Origin of the sequence: Longimicrobium sp. (assembly GCF_036388275.1) — a bacterium.
Lineage (GTDB): Bacteria > Gemmatimonadota > Gemmatimonadetes > Longimicrobiales > Longimicrobiaceae > Longimicrobium.
Window position 1 is genome coordinate 69,819 of record NZ_DASVSF010000089.1, and the last position, 14,802, is coordinate 84,620.

A 14,802-nucleotide genomic window follows, 5' to 3' on the forward strand; every position below is an offset into this window, starting at 1 on the left:
GACGGGGTGTGGCGCAGCCCGGTAGCGCGCCTGCTTTGGGAGCAGGAGGTCCTCGGTTCGAATCCGGGCGCCCCGATTGAAGCCGGAGCAGGACAGGCGCCAGTAGCTCAGTTGGATAGAGCAACGGCCTTCTAAGCCGTAGGTCGCTGGTTCGAGTCCAGCCTGGCGCGTACCCTAAGTTGAGCCCCCACCGTAACTTACGGAGGGGGCTTTTCTGTTACTAGCGTCCATTTGAGCGGCTCCGTGCGCAAAATTGTGTGAACCAAATTGTAAAAACGCACCCTTAGATTCGTGAATGGGCTTCCCGAGAGCGGAACGGTATCCACATAAACACCGCGGCAAACCGTTCTCCCAACGTAGTTTACATCTCCTTGTGCTACGCCGGTGGAGGCTTGTTGGCCTGCGGAAAACCAAGCCATAGGTCGCAGATTCGAGTTTCAGCACCCAGCCGCCAAATTTCCCCCATCATCCAGGTGAAATCGTGCGTGAAATCGTGTGGACGGTTCTCCCATGATGACCTCGAGCGGAGCGGCCAAGCGTTCATGCTCCGCGCTCACGTCATTGTTCGATTGCGTCCTCCGAGGTGCGCCGTCGGGTGAGCCATTCCGGATACAGCTCGCTGCGGAACTCCACTACCTCCGAGCGGTGATGCACCTCTCCCAGGTGCCCATAGATCCGCTCTACGAGATGCACGCCTGTATGCCCCAACTCGCGCGCGACCGTGAACACCGCCACCGGTGCACCGTTGTCGAGCGTCTGCAGTCGCGCGGTCGCATAGCCGTGGCGGAGCTTGTTCCAGCGCACCTCCCCAGGCTGGAAACCCACGCGACTGCCGAGCCTGTCGAGCATCTTTCGAGAGTCCGTAATCAATCCCTCCCTCCCACATGCCAACAGACGCTCGGATGGAAAGAGGAGTCTGTTCAGCCGCGAGCCGAATTCGCCGAGATATTCCGAAAGGATTTCGGCGAGTTGCGGCCAGAGCGGCACCACGCGCGCAGAGCGCGGCGTCTTCAGCCTGCGCCAGGAGTTCGGGTGAATGCGGATCACCCGTCGGGTGAAGTCCACGTCCTCCACCTCGATCCCAAACGCTTCGCGCATTCGACAGCCGGTGAGTGCGATGAACGCGAGGAGCGCGTAGCCGCATTCGGGCAGGTGACGGCCCGGCGCAGTCGGTCGGTACGTGCGTGCCGCTTCGAGTAGCGCAGCTGTTTCCCACGGTTCGAACCACTCTTCGAATGGTGCAGATTCCAGCGGCTTTACAATGCCGTCGATTGGATTCGGGCCGCTGTAGACGCGCTCGCGGATCGCCGCGGTGAACAGACCGCTCAGTGCCTCGATGTACTTCCGCTGCGTCGATCCGGAGAGGGTGCCACCCCGGCCGTTGGGAAACTCCGTCAGCCAGATCTTGAAACGGAGGACCTCCCGTGAAGTGATCGACAGCAGCGGCCGGTCGGCGCCAAAGAAATGGATTGCACCCGATTGTAGCCGCGCACCCGTTTCCTTGAGCCAGAGCTCCGTGACCGTGGCTTCCTGACGCCGGAGTGCGAGATGCTGAGGGACGAACGCGCCGAGGGTCATCCGCCTTTCCACTCCCAGAACCGTGCGGTCTACCTTCACCTGCTCCAGTTCCTTCACGCGATCCGCAAATACCTTCGCCACGACGGTGGAGTTGGTCGTGCCCAGGCGCTTCGGCGATCCGGGCTCGATCAGAGGTTCGCGCCCGTGCCCGAGCGACGTGAAGTCTCCCCACGCTCGTGGGGGACCGTCTCCGTGGCTGCGCCAGTAGATCCTCGCCATCCTTATCGCTTCTGGTCAGAATGGATTCGAGCATGCTCCCGATCCGAGAGTCCGCCGCCAGCGGAGCTTACCTCGGGTTTCGTAGCAATGGTATGTAAACTCCGTGGACGCATAGCCGTTGCTGGTCATAGCGTTGGCTATGGCCGGTACCGACCCAGACCTCATCCGCTTCGGCGCGGCGATCCGCACCCTACGCAAGCGCCGACGACTCACCCAGGAGAAGCTTGCCGCACTGGCGCACCTGGACCGGAGCTTTGTCGGTCAAATCGAGCGAGGTGAGAGCAATGTCAGCTTCCTGAACGTCCTGCGGCTCCTGGCTGGGTTGAAGGCCAGCTGGAGCGAACTGGCCGTGTTGCTCGACTGATGCCTTCTGCGCGGGTAAGGCAGATCCCGCTGCTTGGCGGCTCCGCAAAGGGTATGTAAACTCCGCACACGATCTCGTCAACGGCCGCGGTCGGCGCCGGACGGTCACCCGGGGTATCTGGTCTTGGAGCAAAGACCGTTTCCCCTCCGCCATCCTCGCCCGCCGTGTCTAGACGCAAGATGGGTCGCCGTCCTGCGACCGAGACAGAACCCCGCGCGTACATTCGCTGGATCGGCGGACGTGCGTACGCTGAACTGGGTGGTTGGGCTGCGTGGGGTGGCCGGCGCCAGGAACCGCTACGAGTACCTGGGGAGAAGTTCGCGACTGACCAGCCCAACACGGCAGCGATCCTTTTCGCATACCGATTGGCGGAGCTACGCGAGAACCGCGAGGCGGAGGAGAAAGCCGCTGCGGCCGCAGTGTCGGTGCCGACCTCCATTGTGTCCTTTATCGGCTATCACCTGGCCTGCAAGGCGGAGGTGGTCGGCCGCCGCAGACCGTCGCAGCGTGAACTCAATCTCTTGCGTACGCGGCTCATCCATGCAGGAATGTTCTTTCGCCGTCAGGGGATTCACGACCTTCGCGAACTCACCCCCGGCGTCGTTACGGCGTACACAGAGCATCTTCACGAGGAGGTCAGGAACGTGCCTGGCCACGCCGGCCGGCGCGTTAATTACCTAAGTCCGGCCACGCAGCGGAAGTACCTTGCGGCGCTCCGCAACATGCTGAAGCGAGCACGAAGTAAGGGGCTCATCCACGCTAACTTCGTGGCGGACATAGTTGCGGTTGACGGCTGTTGAGAGCTAGCGACCGGGTAGTCGGGCTGTCGGGTGCTCGAAAATTCGTCAGCGTCTGAAACGGGTGGTCGTCAGGCCAGGCTTTGTTCTTTCAGCGGACTGCGTGATGAGCAGACTCGAAGATCGAAAATGACTCCAGTGGAGGATCGACTGCATGACGGATTGGTCTCGCCTCCTGCCCTACCGTGAGAGCACGAGAAGGAGCTTCGAGGAGCTCTGTTACCAACTCGCCGTACGGGAGTACGGGCACCAGGGTCGATTTACGTCGATCGACGACAGCGGGGGCGGCGATGGTGTAGAGTTCTTCCTCACACTGCCCAACGGGGAGGAGTGGGGGTGGCAGGCGAAGTTCTTTCATCCAAATCCGCGGATCGCCGGCTCTCGCAAGCGACACGTTGAGGAGTCACTGACTCGCTCGCTTCAACTGCACCCGCGCCTGTCACGGTGGTTGCTGTGCACACCCACTGCGTTCACCACAGGCGAGAGAGAGTCGGAGCTGCGGTGGTGGCGCCGACTGGAGGCCCGCCACCCAGGTCTGGAAATGGTCCACTGGGGCGACAGCGAGCTCTCCTACCTCCTGGCACAACCTGCTAGTGCCGGCCAGCGCGCCTACTTCTTCGGTGACATCCCGCTAGAACCGGAGTGGTTTCGTTCGCGGCTGGATCGGCAGCTGGCGAACCTGCGCGACCGCTACGAGCACAGCCTTCATGCTGTCACGGAGGCCGACCTTCGCGTGCATTTCCTGGCGCGTGACCGGTTCTGGCGCGCATCGCTCCTTGAATCCTTCCGCTGGGCGCACGAGGCCCTCGTCTCCCTGCGGTTGGAATGGCAGGACGCGTGCGCATTGGCGGCTGCTGAATCGTACATCCCGGCCGCCACGGCGCTCCTCGCCGCCGCCGAAGCCGCGGCCGTCACGCTCCGGGAGGTGGCGGAGAGGCCCGAGCCAGGCGTTCCGGAGCGTATCGCCCTCCTTGAAGCGGCCATGGAACAGCTTGAGGGCGCGCGCCAGACGTTCGTGTGGACGGCGCTCGGTGCGTTCGCGCCCGAGATGATGGACTACGAGCACCAGAACGTGGACCGCCCGATTCCCGGGCCGATCCAGATCCTCATTCAGCCCGCGAGCCGGGCTATTCAGATCCTCCAGCGCCTGAGGCAGGCGCTCGACACGTTGGAGGATGCCGAGCGGTCCGCTATGCACGTCATCGGCTCCGCGGGCATGGGGAAGACTCACGGAGCCGCGCACGCCTGCTACACTGCCGTGGCGGATGGACGGCCGGCGATCCTCCTGCTGGGTTCGCGTTTCCATGCTGGCCACTCAGTGGAGACACAGATCCTCGACCAACTCGACGTGCCGCGCTCGTATTCGTGGGACGTGTTCGCCGGTGCATTGGACGCGTACGCCGCGGCATGCGGGTCGCCGGTGCTCCTGGTCATCGACGCCCTAAACGAAGCCGCGTCGCCCGCGACCTGGAGGCAGAACCTTCCCGGCTTGGAGGAATCGCTCAAGCCGCATCGCCACATTCGACTGGTGACCACCTGCCGGCCGTCCTACGTACCGGCGATCTGGGGCGATGAGCCGCCAAACGCCGTCGAGGCCGAAGGCTTTCCCCTGCAGGCCGTTCCGGAAGTCATGCGGCTTTACTTCGCCCGCTATCGGCTGCTGGTCGATGTAACGCTCAGCCCTCCGTCGCACTTCCGGCACCCGCTGTATCTGAAGATCTTTTGCGAGAGCGAGAACCCCGAGCGCACCGCGCCGAAAACGGTGTTCCTCGGCGCGCAGACGTTATTCTCCGTACTCGATCGTTACCTGGAACGCATCAGCCGGTCGTTGTGCGAAAAGCTCGACCGGCGACCGAGCGACCGCTTCCTGGAAGAGGCGCTCGCGCCTTTCTGCGACCGGATCTGGACCACCGGGCGCAGGACGCTGGCGACGGAGGAAGCCACGCGGTTGCTGGACGGCTCCGGGGAAGGCCCATGGAGCCGATCGCTCACCCGGGCCCTGCTTGACGAGGGTTTGCTGATTCACGCCGACCTCACCGATGAGGAAGGGGAGCAGGTCGGATTCACGTACGACCTTCTTGGGGGCTACCTGATTGCGCGTCGTTTGCTCGCCGGCATCGATCGGCAGCAGTTCGACGCGTTCGTGAACTCCGCACCCCTCTGCGAGCGGCTCGCGGCGCCCGGGGCCGAGAACCGGCATCCTCTGCACGAAGACATCCTGCGCGGACTCGCCGCGGCCGCGCCGATGCGGACCGGGCTCCATCTCTTCCATTCCGCTCGCAACGCGACCCTGTGGAATGCGGGGCTGCACGCGCTCTTCGAGATGGACCCGAAGTGGATCGACCACCAAGCCGTGAGCCTGGTGGAGAGCCTGTTCGCCGCGCCCCAGAACCGCGTCCCGCTCCTGACGCTGGCGATGAACACGGCGCTCAGCCCCGGGCACCCGCTCAACCTGCACCTGTGGGACCGGCTGCTGTGGGACCTGCCGATGGCCGAACGTGACCTGGCGTGGGGCGTCCATGTACAGCAGGCCCTTGATCTCTGGGAGTGGATGACGGAAGAGACGGAGCGTGCCTGCCGCTCGGAGCGGCCGCCCCAGGCCCACACGGAGGCGAAGATTGAACTCGCGGCGCTGGCTCTCCGGTGGCTCCTGGCCAGTACCGCCCGGGGACTTCGTGACCGCGCGAGCCGTGCCCTGTACCGGTATGGGCGGAGGTACCCGGAGGCGCTGGCGGAGCTCTCACTCGGTTCCCTGGGCATCAACGATCCATATGTGCCGGAACGCTGCCTCGCCGCGTGCTTCGGCGTCGCGATGGCGTTCCGCGCCGACCCGGCGCGTGCGATGTATCGTGACCGCGTTCTGGCGGAACTCGCGCGGAAGCTCTACGCGGCGATGTTCGCCGCCAGCGCCTGCCATCCGTCCACGCACGTCCTTCTGCGCGATTCCGCGGCAGGGATAATGGCGTTGGCCGCGCACATCCATCCGGACCTGTTCACCGAGGAGGAGCGGGAGCGATCGCGCGCACCGTTCCCACGTGCCTCTGGACGCGCGGACGTCGATTCATGGGGCGTTGCGGAGGATCGGGACAGGGACCGCTACCGCGACGGCAACGATCCGCTGCACATGGACTTCGCCAACCACACGGTAGGCGGCCTGGTCCGCGACCGCCGGCTGTACGACGACGCGCATCCCGAGTACCAGAGGGTGATGGGCCAGCTGCGCTGGCGGATGTACCAGCTGGGGTACCGGCTGGACGCGTTCGGGGAGCTGGACGTCCGCACGGACAGGGTGGCACGGATGCCGCCCGCGACCGAGCCGAAACCGTACGTGGAGCGCTTTGGCCACAAATACGCCTGGATCGCGTTCCTGGAGCTGTACGGCTGGCGCCACGACCGCGGGCTGCTCCCCCGGGGCTTCCACGAGCCGGGGCAGCGCCCGTCCGAGGTCGACCTCGATGCGAGCTTTCCGGATCCGCCGCGCGACCTGAGGGTGCTCACCGGCATCTCGCTTCCGCGGTCGACGCCCCTGCGTGAGTGGGTGGAAGAGGGGCCCGTACCGGATATGTCGCCGTGGCTGCTGCTCCCCGAGATCGACGGCGTGCAGGGCCCCTGGGTGCTCCTGGACGCGGTGCTGGACGAAAGCCATCCGGTCACGGGGCACGGCGTCCTGGTCGTCATCCGCAGTGCGCTGGTAACGGCCAGGGACGCCGCCGCGTTCGCGCGTGATCTGGCCGGGGTGGACCCTTCGCATCGCGGGATCCCGAGTCCACCGCAGGATCTGCACACCTATGCGGGCGAGGCACCCTGGCGGGAGACACATCCCCCGAACGAGCCCGCCACAATCTCGCTGGCGCACTCACGGACGGGATCTGGGCGCACGTTCACTGTCCACCTCCCCGTCCGTCACAACGCGTGGGAGACGCACCACTCCGAGATCGCCGCTAACTACGGAACCGCCATCCTCGAGAAGCGGATTGCGGAGCGCTTCGGCCTTTGGATGCGGCTGCCTTCGTGGGATTTCTACGAGCCCGATGCGCGCAGGGCCACGCTTTCCATCCTTCACGAACGAGTTGGGGTAAAGCACGCGATGACCTGGGTGCGGCAGGATCTCCTGGGCACGTGGCTGCGGGAGCAGCGGCAGGCACTGGTCTGGGCCGTGGGAGGAGAGCGGAAGCGGGCCGTACAGCACCCCACGTTCAAGTTCGACCCGGACCCCGGGCCGCATTACCGCTCGTTCTCGGCCGTGTACCGCCTCCTGCGCGACCGGCCGCTCCGGAGCACCACGCCGCCGGGTGATTGATCGCAACGCATTCCAGCGTCGGCGAATTCTCTACGCATCTGGGGAGGTGCCATTCCCGGAAGACGCGCAATCGGCGCTCGCGCAGATCGGGCCAGGAACGTATATCTCCATGTTCCGGGTCACCCCGCAAGCTCAGCAACTCTGGCCTCGTGCTCCGGGGAATCGTGGCTATAACTAATGAGCCCACAGTCGGGATGCGTGTGCGGATTGTAGTCCCTACATCGCTTCAACTTGACGAGTGCGGGGGTCTGTCTGAAGAGACTGGGACGCTGAGAACCGCTCGCGTCTACCGATCAATCGAGAGCAAGCCCCGGACCGGACTCGCCCGTTTATTCAACCTCCGTCGCGGCCGTGTTGCCGCTGCGATTCGCTGTGTTCCCCGTTCCGCCGCGCCCCCGATCCTTGGCTGAAATAGGAGTCTACGCTGATTGCCCGTCCTCGTTTGGTTGGCTACTCGTCGGCCGGAGGTCATTGACTCACCAAAAACTAGCGCAATGGAGCACTCACTAGTATGATCCGTGACCCAAGCCGCCACGGTGCGTCACCTCCCCACGATGGCGGCGCATTACTCCCCCGCAGTGCTTCCCGTCAAGACTCACGTGACCGCCTGTCCGCCTGCTCTCTTCGCCGCGGTTTCCGAGGAGTTGTTCCGCCCGCTGAGCGACCATTATCCGGCCCTGTACTGGTCGATTCTGGCCGCACTGTACGAGCGGAAGTTCGAGAGTGTCGCGCTCGAACTTCCCCGGCGAGAAGCGGTTGAAATCGCTGAGGACGTGCTGCGGGAGTCTCCCGAATGGGCTGAGCGCCGTGAAGCACTCGTTGCCGGCACTGATGCACCGGATGCGGCTGCTTCCGCCGATTCTTTCGCCTCCGAAGATACCGTACTGCGGCGAACGGCGGGCCGTCTCGTGAGTCGCCTTGAGCGCAGTGGATGGTTCTACTTCGAATACTACAAGGGAATCGGTGAGGTCCTGAACTTCCGTCCGCATCCCGCTCGGATCATGGGCGCGTTGATGTCAGCCGCCCGGGACGAGCAGCCGCCGCTGCCGGGGTTTGCCCATGGAGTGGCGCTCCTCCTTCAGCCGGAATCCGTCGCTGCAAAGCCTGGACTCGCCATAGCTGGGGTAAAGCGGCAGACGATGGAGTTTTCGCGCGAACTGAAGATTCTCCATGGCAGCATACGCGAATCCACTGAGAGGCTGACTGCGCGCGAGATTACTGCCGCCGGAATCCTTGAGGAAGCCCTGGACCGCTACGAGGACCGTGTTCGCCGGAACTACCACCAGCTGAAGACCAGGGACAACTTCTATCGCTGGCGCCTTGACATCGTGAGCCGTCTCGATCAACTGGAAGGAGACGACTGGGTGATCGAAGAGGCGGCGCGCTGGTATGCTGAACAGGCGCGAGTTGCTCCAGACGCTGGCCGGGAGCGGGTTCTTGAGGATCTCGAGTCCATTCGCCAGCAGATCGACTCGCTCCCGCGTGTCTTGCGTGAGATCGATGAGCGTAACCAGCGCTTCACCGGGATCGCGCTTCGAAGGCTTACCTACCTCTTGAAGAATGACGCGCGTACTGAAGCACACCTGCAGGGCATCATTGAACTGTTGGTGCGGCGAGAGGTGGACGGTCTCGACGTACCCCTGTACCGGTGTGAGCTCTTAGGGGATTCGTTCCTGTATCGTCCTCGCCGCCGCCGGGCGCCTGTGGCGCCGCAGCCGGTCGCCGCTCGCCCGCCCGTTGACGAGACGGCGGTGCGCACTGCATTCGCAAAGCGCATCGCTGATCCCTACTCACGGGCGAGGCTGGAGGCCTACGTGCAGGCGCTGCTCGACGGCAGAGAAAGTGTGGCCACGTCTGACCTGCGTGTCGGGTCGGATGCCGATTACGTACGCCTGATTCACGTGGTTGGATTGGCAGGACGGGCTGCGTTCGTATTCGCCCCGGATGCATGTCCACAGGGCTGCGCGGGCGGTTGCGACGCGTGTCGCGTCGATGCAGGCCAGTACGTGCTTCCTGCCGGCCACCTTTCGCTCGCCCCACCAAAGCCTTGACGATGGATTTCTCCTTTCTGGAAGAGCTTCGCGCGCTTTCTGTGAGCAAACAGGAGCAGTTTCAGCGCGTTGTCTCACGCCTCCTGGGCGGCCAGGTTCTTTCCCCTGGTGACCGTGCGCTGCGCAGCCCGGATCCGGACTGGATGTTCCTCAGCAGCCACCGTGCGCTCGTGGACGGCTGGCTGCGCATTGGAGGCTTCCGCGTCGACTTCCACGGGGACGCTGAGATCGCCCGCGCCGTTCACATCGGGGGGGAGCATCAGGCGCGTTTCGATTTGAATGAGAGCCTGGTCGTATGTGTCCTCCGGCAGATCTACCACGAGCAGATGTCGTCGGGTGTGCGAGACTCGGGGTGCGTCGTCCGCGTAGACGAGATCCGCGAGCGAATCGCCGTCGCCGGCCACGGCGCGCGGCTCATGTCGCCGGGGGCGGCGCTTCGCGCGCTGAGGCGCTTGGCCCGGCACCGTCTCGTGCGATTGGACCCAGGCTTCGCTGGAGACGATCATGACGAGGTACGGGTGGAGCCGCTGATCGAAAAGGTACTCACCCCGGATCAGATAACACGGTACTTCGAGGAACTTTCTGGTCCGGCCGCCAAGGAGGAGTTCGGAGAAGAACAGCCCGCGGGGGAGGCGGCCGATGCGGAGGCTTGAGGAGATTCGGCTCGTCAACTGGCATAGCTTCGGTGACGAGACCATTCGCGTTGAGGGCGACGTGCTACTGACCGGTGAGAACGGAACTGGTAAATCGACCATTCTCGATGCAGTCCAGTATGCGCTCGTCGCGGACCTTTCACTCGTACGCTTCAACCAGGCGGCGAATGAGACCGGACGCCGTGACCTCGTCGGCTACATAAGAGGCAAAGAAAAGCTGAGGGACGCACGTCGACCGGATGAAGTCCGCTTCCGGAGGGCGGCTTCAACATCGCACGTGATGCTTCGGTTCGGCGACGACGCGGATCCCTCCCATAGCTTTCTGTGCGGGATCGTGATGGAGGTTTCGGAAGGTGATCCAATGCCGGTGCGGCACCACTTGTATGGCCTCGCGGGCAGGTCCTGCGAGTGCCTGCGATCACTCCGGATGGGCACACGATCCCCTCACGCGAGTTTCGCAACGCGGTGCGCGAGCTCGGGGCCGTGGTTTACCCCGACGTAACGGAATACCAGGAGGAAGTGCGGCATCGGCTGGGTTTTCTGCCCGAGTCGTTTCACCGGCTCCTCGTCAAAGCTCTCGCTTTCAAACCGCTCGGTGAGGTGCGTCAGTTCGTCACGGACTACCTGCTGGAGGAACGTCCGCTGGAAACCTCGGCGTTGCAGTGGAATGTGCAGCACTACCACCAACTCGAGGCTGAGGCTGCCGAAGGCGAGCGCCGGATCGCGGCGCTGAAGGAGATCGAAGCGAAGCATGAGGAGCTGAACCAGAGCCGGGCTGCGCTGGACAACCTTCGATACGTGTCGTTGCGGGCGGAGGTGGAGGTGCGGCTGGACGAGTTCCATGCTGTCGAGGCTGAGATCTCGTCGCATGAAGATTCGGTCGAAACCGCAAAGCGGGAGGCGGCGGCTCTGAAGCAAAGGGTAGAGTTGCTCACAGAGCAGCGCGACCGTGTTGTCGGTGTCCTGCATGGCAGTCCGTCATTCATAGAAAGGGAGCGCACACGCGAGGATCTGAAGGCTGCGCGAGCGGCGCTCGGCGTGGCAGAGGAGGCTGCACGGCAGGTCCAGCACGTCTCGAATGGCATGCTCCGCACGCTGAATCGGCTTTCGTCCGCGGATGCTCAGGCATGGCGCGCGACCGAACCCGAGTTGCTCGGCGGGGATCCCTTTGCCGACCCTGAACGGGTGCTTCGGGCGCGCGAGTTTCTGGCGCGCGCCGCGGATCCTGACGGACGGCGTCTGAACGCCTGGCGGAAGTTCTTGAGCGATGGCGAAGAAGTATTCGCCCGGGCCGGTCTCCGGCTGGAATCGCGCGTGCTCGACTACCGGCGTGACGCGGAACAGCTTTCATCGGAGCTGCGCGATCTCGAGGCAGGGCGCCCTCGTTACACGGAACAGGTAGACGCCCTTCTGCATCTGCTGGAGACGAGACTCCAAGGTCGTCGCGAAGCCAAGCCGCTGTGCGAGTTGATCGAAGTGGCGGATCCGCTTTGGGCCGACGCAGTAGAGGGATACCTTGGCGCAGCCAAGTTCTCCGTGATCCTCGACCCGCAGGATTACCCAGCCGCTGTCCGGTTCTACGAGAAGCACCGGCACGGCTACCGGCTTCCCGGGCGCGGCGAGGTAAAGATCCACGGTGTGCGGGTTATCGACCTCGACGGGGTGCGCCGCGACGGTCGTTCGCGACGTCTGGGTTCTCTGGCCGAGAAGATCGCGACCGATGACCCACTGGCAAGGCTGTTCGTGGACTGGCTGCTGGGCGACGTCATGTGCGTCACCAACGCACAGGACCTCAGGCGGCATCGGCAGGCCGTGACGCCGGGCGCGATGGCGCACAAAGGACATGGCACGTTCCAGATTCCCGCACGTGACTACCAGGACCACCACATCGGCCAGGCTGCCCGTGAGGCGCGCCGGCAGAAGGCGGGTCAGGAACTTGCCCGGCTGACGCAGCTGATCCGCGACGCCGGACCTCTCGACCAGTTTCTGAGGGATGCCCGGACGGATTGCATAACCCATCTGGCCAGCCTGGAACGGCTCACGGAACTTGCCGAGCGAGCAGCTGGGCAATCCGGCCTTGAGGAGAGAGTGCTCGCCCTCAAGGCTCGCATCGCCAGCTTGGAAGGCGACGACGCGCTGGCGACCCAGGAGAAACTGCGGGATTCCTTGAACGAGGGAATCCAGACTACAAACCAGTCATATCTGGAGCGATTTGGCGAGGCGAGAGAACTTGAAGGCGCTCTCAAGGAACTGTACAAGAAGCACCATGGGGCGGAGAACGCACTCGCATCAGCCAGCATGCGGCTCCGCGCGGAGTTCCCGGTGGATACACAGCGAACGCTTGAAAATGAGCGAAAGTACGAGAAGGAGCGGGAGACGCGTTCGTCCACCGAGATTCGCCACGCTTATGAGCGGCAGGGAATCGGCTACGAAACGCGCGTGAGAAATCTGGTCGAACTTGCGTCTCTGCGGCGCCAGTTCGATGGTGAGTTCTCTTTCTCCGCAGGAGAAACAGCCGAGGACGATATTTCTCCGTACATCCGGGAGAAAGATCTTTGGGAAGGAAGCCGGATTGTTGAGTACCGCGACAAGATGACGACGGCGCGTGAGAAGGCTCGGCGCCAGTTGGCAGAGGACTACGTCTACCAGATTTACGACAGCATCCTCACGATGGAGGAGCGGTTTGAGGAACTGAACGCCGGACTGGCAAAGGTCCGATTCGGGTGGGGTAGATACCGGTTTTCGTTCGCGGTTCGCCGTGACCACCAGGAAATGGTCGCGCTCATCCGGCGAGTGGGGCAATACGGGAAGGATACCTTGTTTGGCGCTGCGGATCTGCTCCGCGACGAGACGCAGGAGGCGTTCGACGCGCTCGCCGACCGGATTCTGCGCCTCCCGGCAAAGCAGGTTACTTCTGAGCTGGAAGCGCTTTCCGACTATCGCGAGTTTTTCATCTACGATCTCATCCTGGAAACAGAGAAGGGATATCAAGCCTCGCACGGCGACATCGCTGAGACAGGGTCGGGCGGGGAAACGCAGACGCCATACTACATCGCGGTGTTTGCGGCGATGCACCAGATGTATGCCCAGGGTGGCGGCCGTCGCCGCCGCGGGCCCGGCGGTGGCCTCGTCCTTCTGGACGAGGCGTTCTCGAAAATGGATGAGCCGCGGATTGCGGCCGTGCTCGAGGCTGCGCGCGAAATGAAGTTGCAGCTCCTGATGGTCACGCCGGGCGACAAGGTCCGCCTGATCGTCCCGTACGTGACGACGACCGTGGTTATCAACCGCGACCAGGTGGATCCGCTCGCGGTTCCGTATGCGGCCGTGTTCAACAAACGTCTCGACCCCGATGCATACGCCGAAGTCGAAAGCCTTGCGGAAGATCTGCTTCAGGCTACTTGAAGCATACGAACGCAGCAAATCCTACGGCAGCCTGGGGCCTTGGCCGCGGGCTGTCATCGTGCCGCTGGACGAAGCGGGCTTTGCTGAGGCGTTCAAGGCGGATGGCCGGGAAACCAGAATGGCGCTCACCGCGGCGGCCCGCGAACTCTCGGATACTGGGGCGGCGACCGTCATCTACCATAAACATGACCGTCACGGCCTGCCAAAGGAGGTTCGACTCGGGCCGATCCAGGTGGAGGCCGCCTACCAAGTTGCCCGGGCCCATGGCTTCGTCCCCTTGCACGAGGCGCTTTTTCGTCTCACCGCACACTGCCGGGCGCTGGCTGCGGAGTCCGGCATCGAGTGGTTCTCGGCCGAACTGGAGGAAATCGCGAATGCCGCTGACCGCGGTGAACTGCTGATCCCGAAGGTGAAGGGCGAGCGATTTAAGCGAGACGAGAAGGATATTCTGGATTCGCTCACGGCCGCTGCCGCGCTTGCGGCGGGTGTTCAGGGCATGGAGCGGGTGGTGAGCGAACGCATTTTCGGAGACTCCAAGCGCTTGGCCGCGGTACGTGGGCACACGGAGCGTTGTTTGCTGGCATGGGATCCCCGCTGGCGGGGTGTAGGGGAAGAAGCCATGCCGTCTTCGCTGCTCAATGAGTACGGGGTGATGTCCAAGCCCTTGTATCTCTCGATCGCCGGGTGCGCAGAGCTGAAGGTGAACGCCCGAACCTATCTGTTGGAAGACTTCGTCCCAGCGGCTCAGCTGCCCGAAGGTTGGAGCAACGCTCTGAGCGAGGGACTATCAGGTGCGAACCTCCAGACGATCACCACGATCGAGAACGAAACATCCTTCTTTCAATACGTCGAAGCCGAAGGGGGACCGCGGCGACTTGGTGCACGTGGCGAGGTCGTGATCTATACGGGTGGTTTTCCGGCGATGGTCCTGACTGATGTGCTTCGTGCTGTTGGCGAAGCACAGCGTGATATGACGTTCCGGCACTGGGGTGATGCAGATGCAGGTGGCCTGGAGATCTGGTGGGTGTTGCGAACCCGCATTGGCCGGCCGATCTCATTGTTCCGGACGACAGCAGATTGGGTACGGCAGCAGTCCAGCCGTCGTGGGCGGCCGCTGACGCCCCAGGACAGGAAGACACTGTCCCGGCTGGAACAACGCATCGCGGCTGCTTCGGGCCCGGACGTAGAGGCCGCACTGGAACTCAAGGCAGCGATCATGAGCGGGAACACAAAGTTCGAACAAGAGCGTTGGTCCGACCCTGAGTGCGCCCAACCCGAAAGATTGCCGCGCCTGCGGTAGGCCTCCTGCCGCCGGTCCTCTCCGCCTCGTGGTGTTCACGAGCCGCACAGGCAGACGCGAGTCCCCGGGTATCCGCTTCAGCGGCGAAACCTTCCAAAGCCGCGCGCCGCGTGGTTGACCTGCAACCATTTTTGGGAC

General features: G+C 63.7%; 9 protein-coding genes and 2 tRNA genes. 10 read left to right on the forward strand and 1 reads right to left on the reverse strand.

Translation table 11 applies throughout. The annotated features are described in order from the left end of the window. Window positions 1-2 precede the first annotated feature (2 nt). Window positions 3-76: transfer RNA gene (locus VF632_RS18615), tRNA-Pro, on the forward strand. A gap of 20 nt (window positions 77-96) precedes the next feature. Further along, window positions 97-170: transfer RNA gene (locus VF632_RS18620), tRNA-Arg, on the forward strand. A 388-nt stretch (window positions 171-558) separates the two neighbouring features. On the opposite strand, the gene VF632_RS18625 is transcribed toward VF632_RS18620, so the two are convergent. Then, window positions 559-1,797: a tyrosine-type recombinase/integrase gene (locus VF632_RS18625; protein ID WP_331024441.1), complete on the reverse strand. Its 1,239-nt coding sequence runs from the start codon at window positions 1,795-1,797 to the stop codon at window positions 559-561. 118 nt (window positions 1,798-1,915) lie between these two features. On the opposite strand from VF632_RS18625, the gene VF632_RS18630 reads away from it, so the two are divergent. From VF632_RS18630 to VF632_RS18660, 8 genes are all read left to right on the forward strand, one after another. Then, window positions 1,916-2,161 carry a helix-turn-helix transcriptional regulator gene (locus VF632_RS18630; protein WP_331024442.1) on the forward strand — a complete coding sequence of 82 codons (246 nt, stop codon included), beginning with the start codon at window positions 1,916-1,918 and terminating at the stop codon, window positions 2,159-2,161. A gap of 365 nt (window positions 2,162-2,526) precedes the next feature. Then, window positions 2,527-2,961 (forward strand): phage integrase SAM-like domain-containing protein, encoded by a 435-nt coding sequence (locus VF632_RS18635; protein ID WP_331024443.1) that lies wholly within the window; start codon window positions 2,527-2,529, stop codon window positions 2,959-2,961. Window positions 2,962-3,499: 538 nt separating this feature from the next. Continuing rightward, complete coding sequence (locus VF632_RS18640) at window positions 3,500-7,258, forward strand: hypothetical protein (protein WP_331024444.1); 3,759 nt, start codon at window positions 3,500-3,502, stop codon at window positions 7,256-7,258. A gap of 518 nt (window positions 7,259-7,776) precedes the next feature. Then, complete coding sequence (locus VF632_RS18645) at window positions 7,777-9,309, forward strand: Wadjet anti-phage system protein JetA family protein (RefSeq protein ID WP_331024445.1); 1,533 nt, start codon at window positions 7,777-7,779, stop codon at window positions 9,307-9,309. Between the two features lie 2 nt (window positions 9,310-9,311). Then, entirely contained in the window at window positions 9,312-9,962 is a 651-nt protein-coding gene (locus tag VF632_RS18650; RefSeq protein WP_331024446.1) for a DUF4194 domain-containing protein, read from the forward strand. Next, window positions 9,949-10,464 (forward strand): ATP-binding protein, encoded by a 516-nt coding sequence (locus VF632_RS28100; protein ID WP_349264011.1) that lies wholly within the window; start codon window positions 9,949-9,951, stop codon window positions 10,462-10,464. Before VF632_RS18650 ends, VF632_RS28100 begins: the two co-directional genes overlap by 14 nt. Then, window positions 10,371-13,364: an SbcC/MukB-like Walker B domain-containing protein gene (locus VF632_RS18655; protein ID WP_331024447.1), complete on the forward strand. Its 2,994-nt coding sequence runs from the start codon at window positions 10,371-10,373 to the stop codon at window positions 13,362-13,364. The genes VF632_RS28100 and VF632_RS18655 overlap by 94 nt, the downstream gene beginning before the upstream one ends. Beyond that, entirely contained in the window at window positions 13,312-14,664 is a 1,353-nt protein-coding gene (locus tag VF632_RS18660; protein ID WP_331024448.1) for a Wadjet anti-phage system protein JetD domain-containing protein, read from the forward strand. Before VF632_RS18655 ends, VF632_RS18660 begins: the two co-directional genes overlap by 53 nt. The last annotated feature ends 138 nt before the right edge of the window (window positions 14,665-14,802 follow it).

Coding starts and splice junctions, on each gene's coding strand:
- VF632_RS18660 (WP_331024448.1), top strand. CDS start 13,312: ATGCATACGCCGAAGTCGAAAGCCTTGCGGAAGATCTGCTTCAGGCTA.
- VF632_RS18640 (WP_331024444.1), top strand. CDS start 3,500: ATGGTCCACTGGGGCGACAGCGAGCTCTCCTACCTCCTGGCACAACCT.
- VF632_RS18625 (WP_331024441.1), bottom strand. CDS start 1,797: ATGGCGAGGATCTACTGGCGCAGCCACGGAGACGGTCCCCCACGAGCG.
- VF632_RS28100 (WP_349264011.1), top strand. CDS start 9,949: ATGCGGAGGCTTGAGGAGATTCGGCTCGTCAACTGGCATAGCTTCGGT.
- VF632_RS18650 (WP_331024446.1), top strand. CDS start 9,312: ATGGATTTCTCCTTTCTGGAAGAGCTTCGCGCGCTTTCTGTGAGCAAA.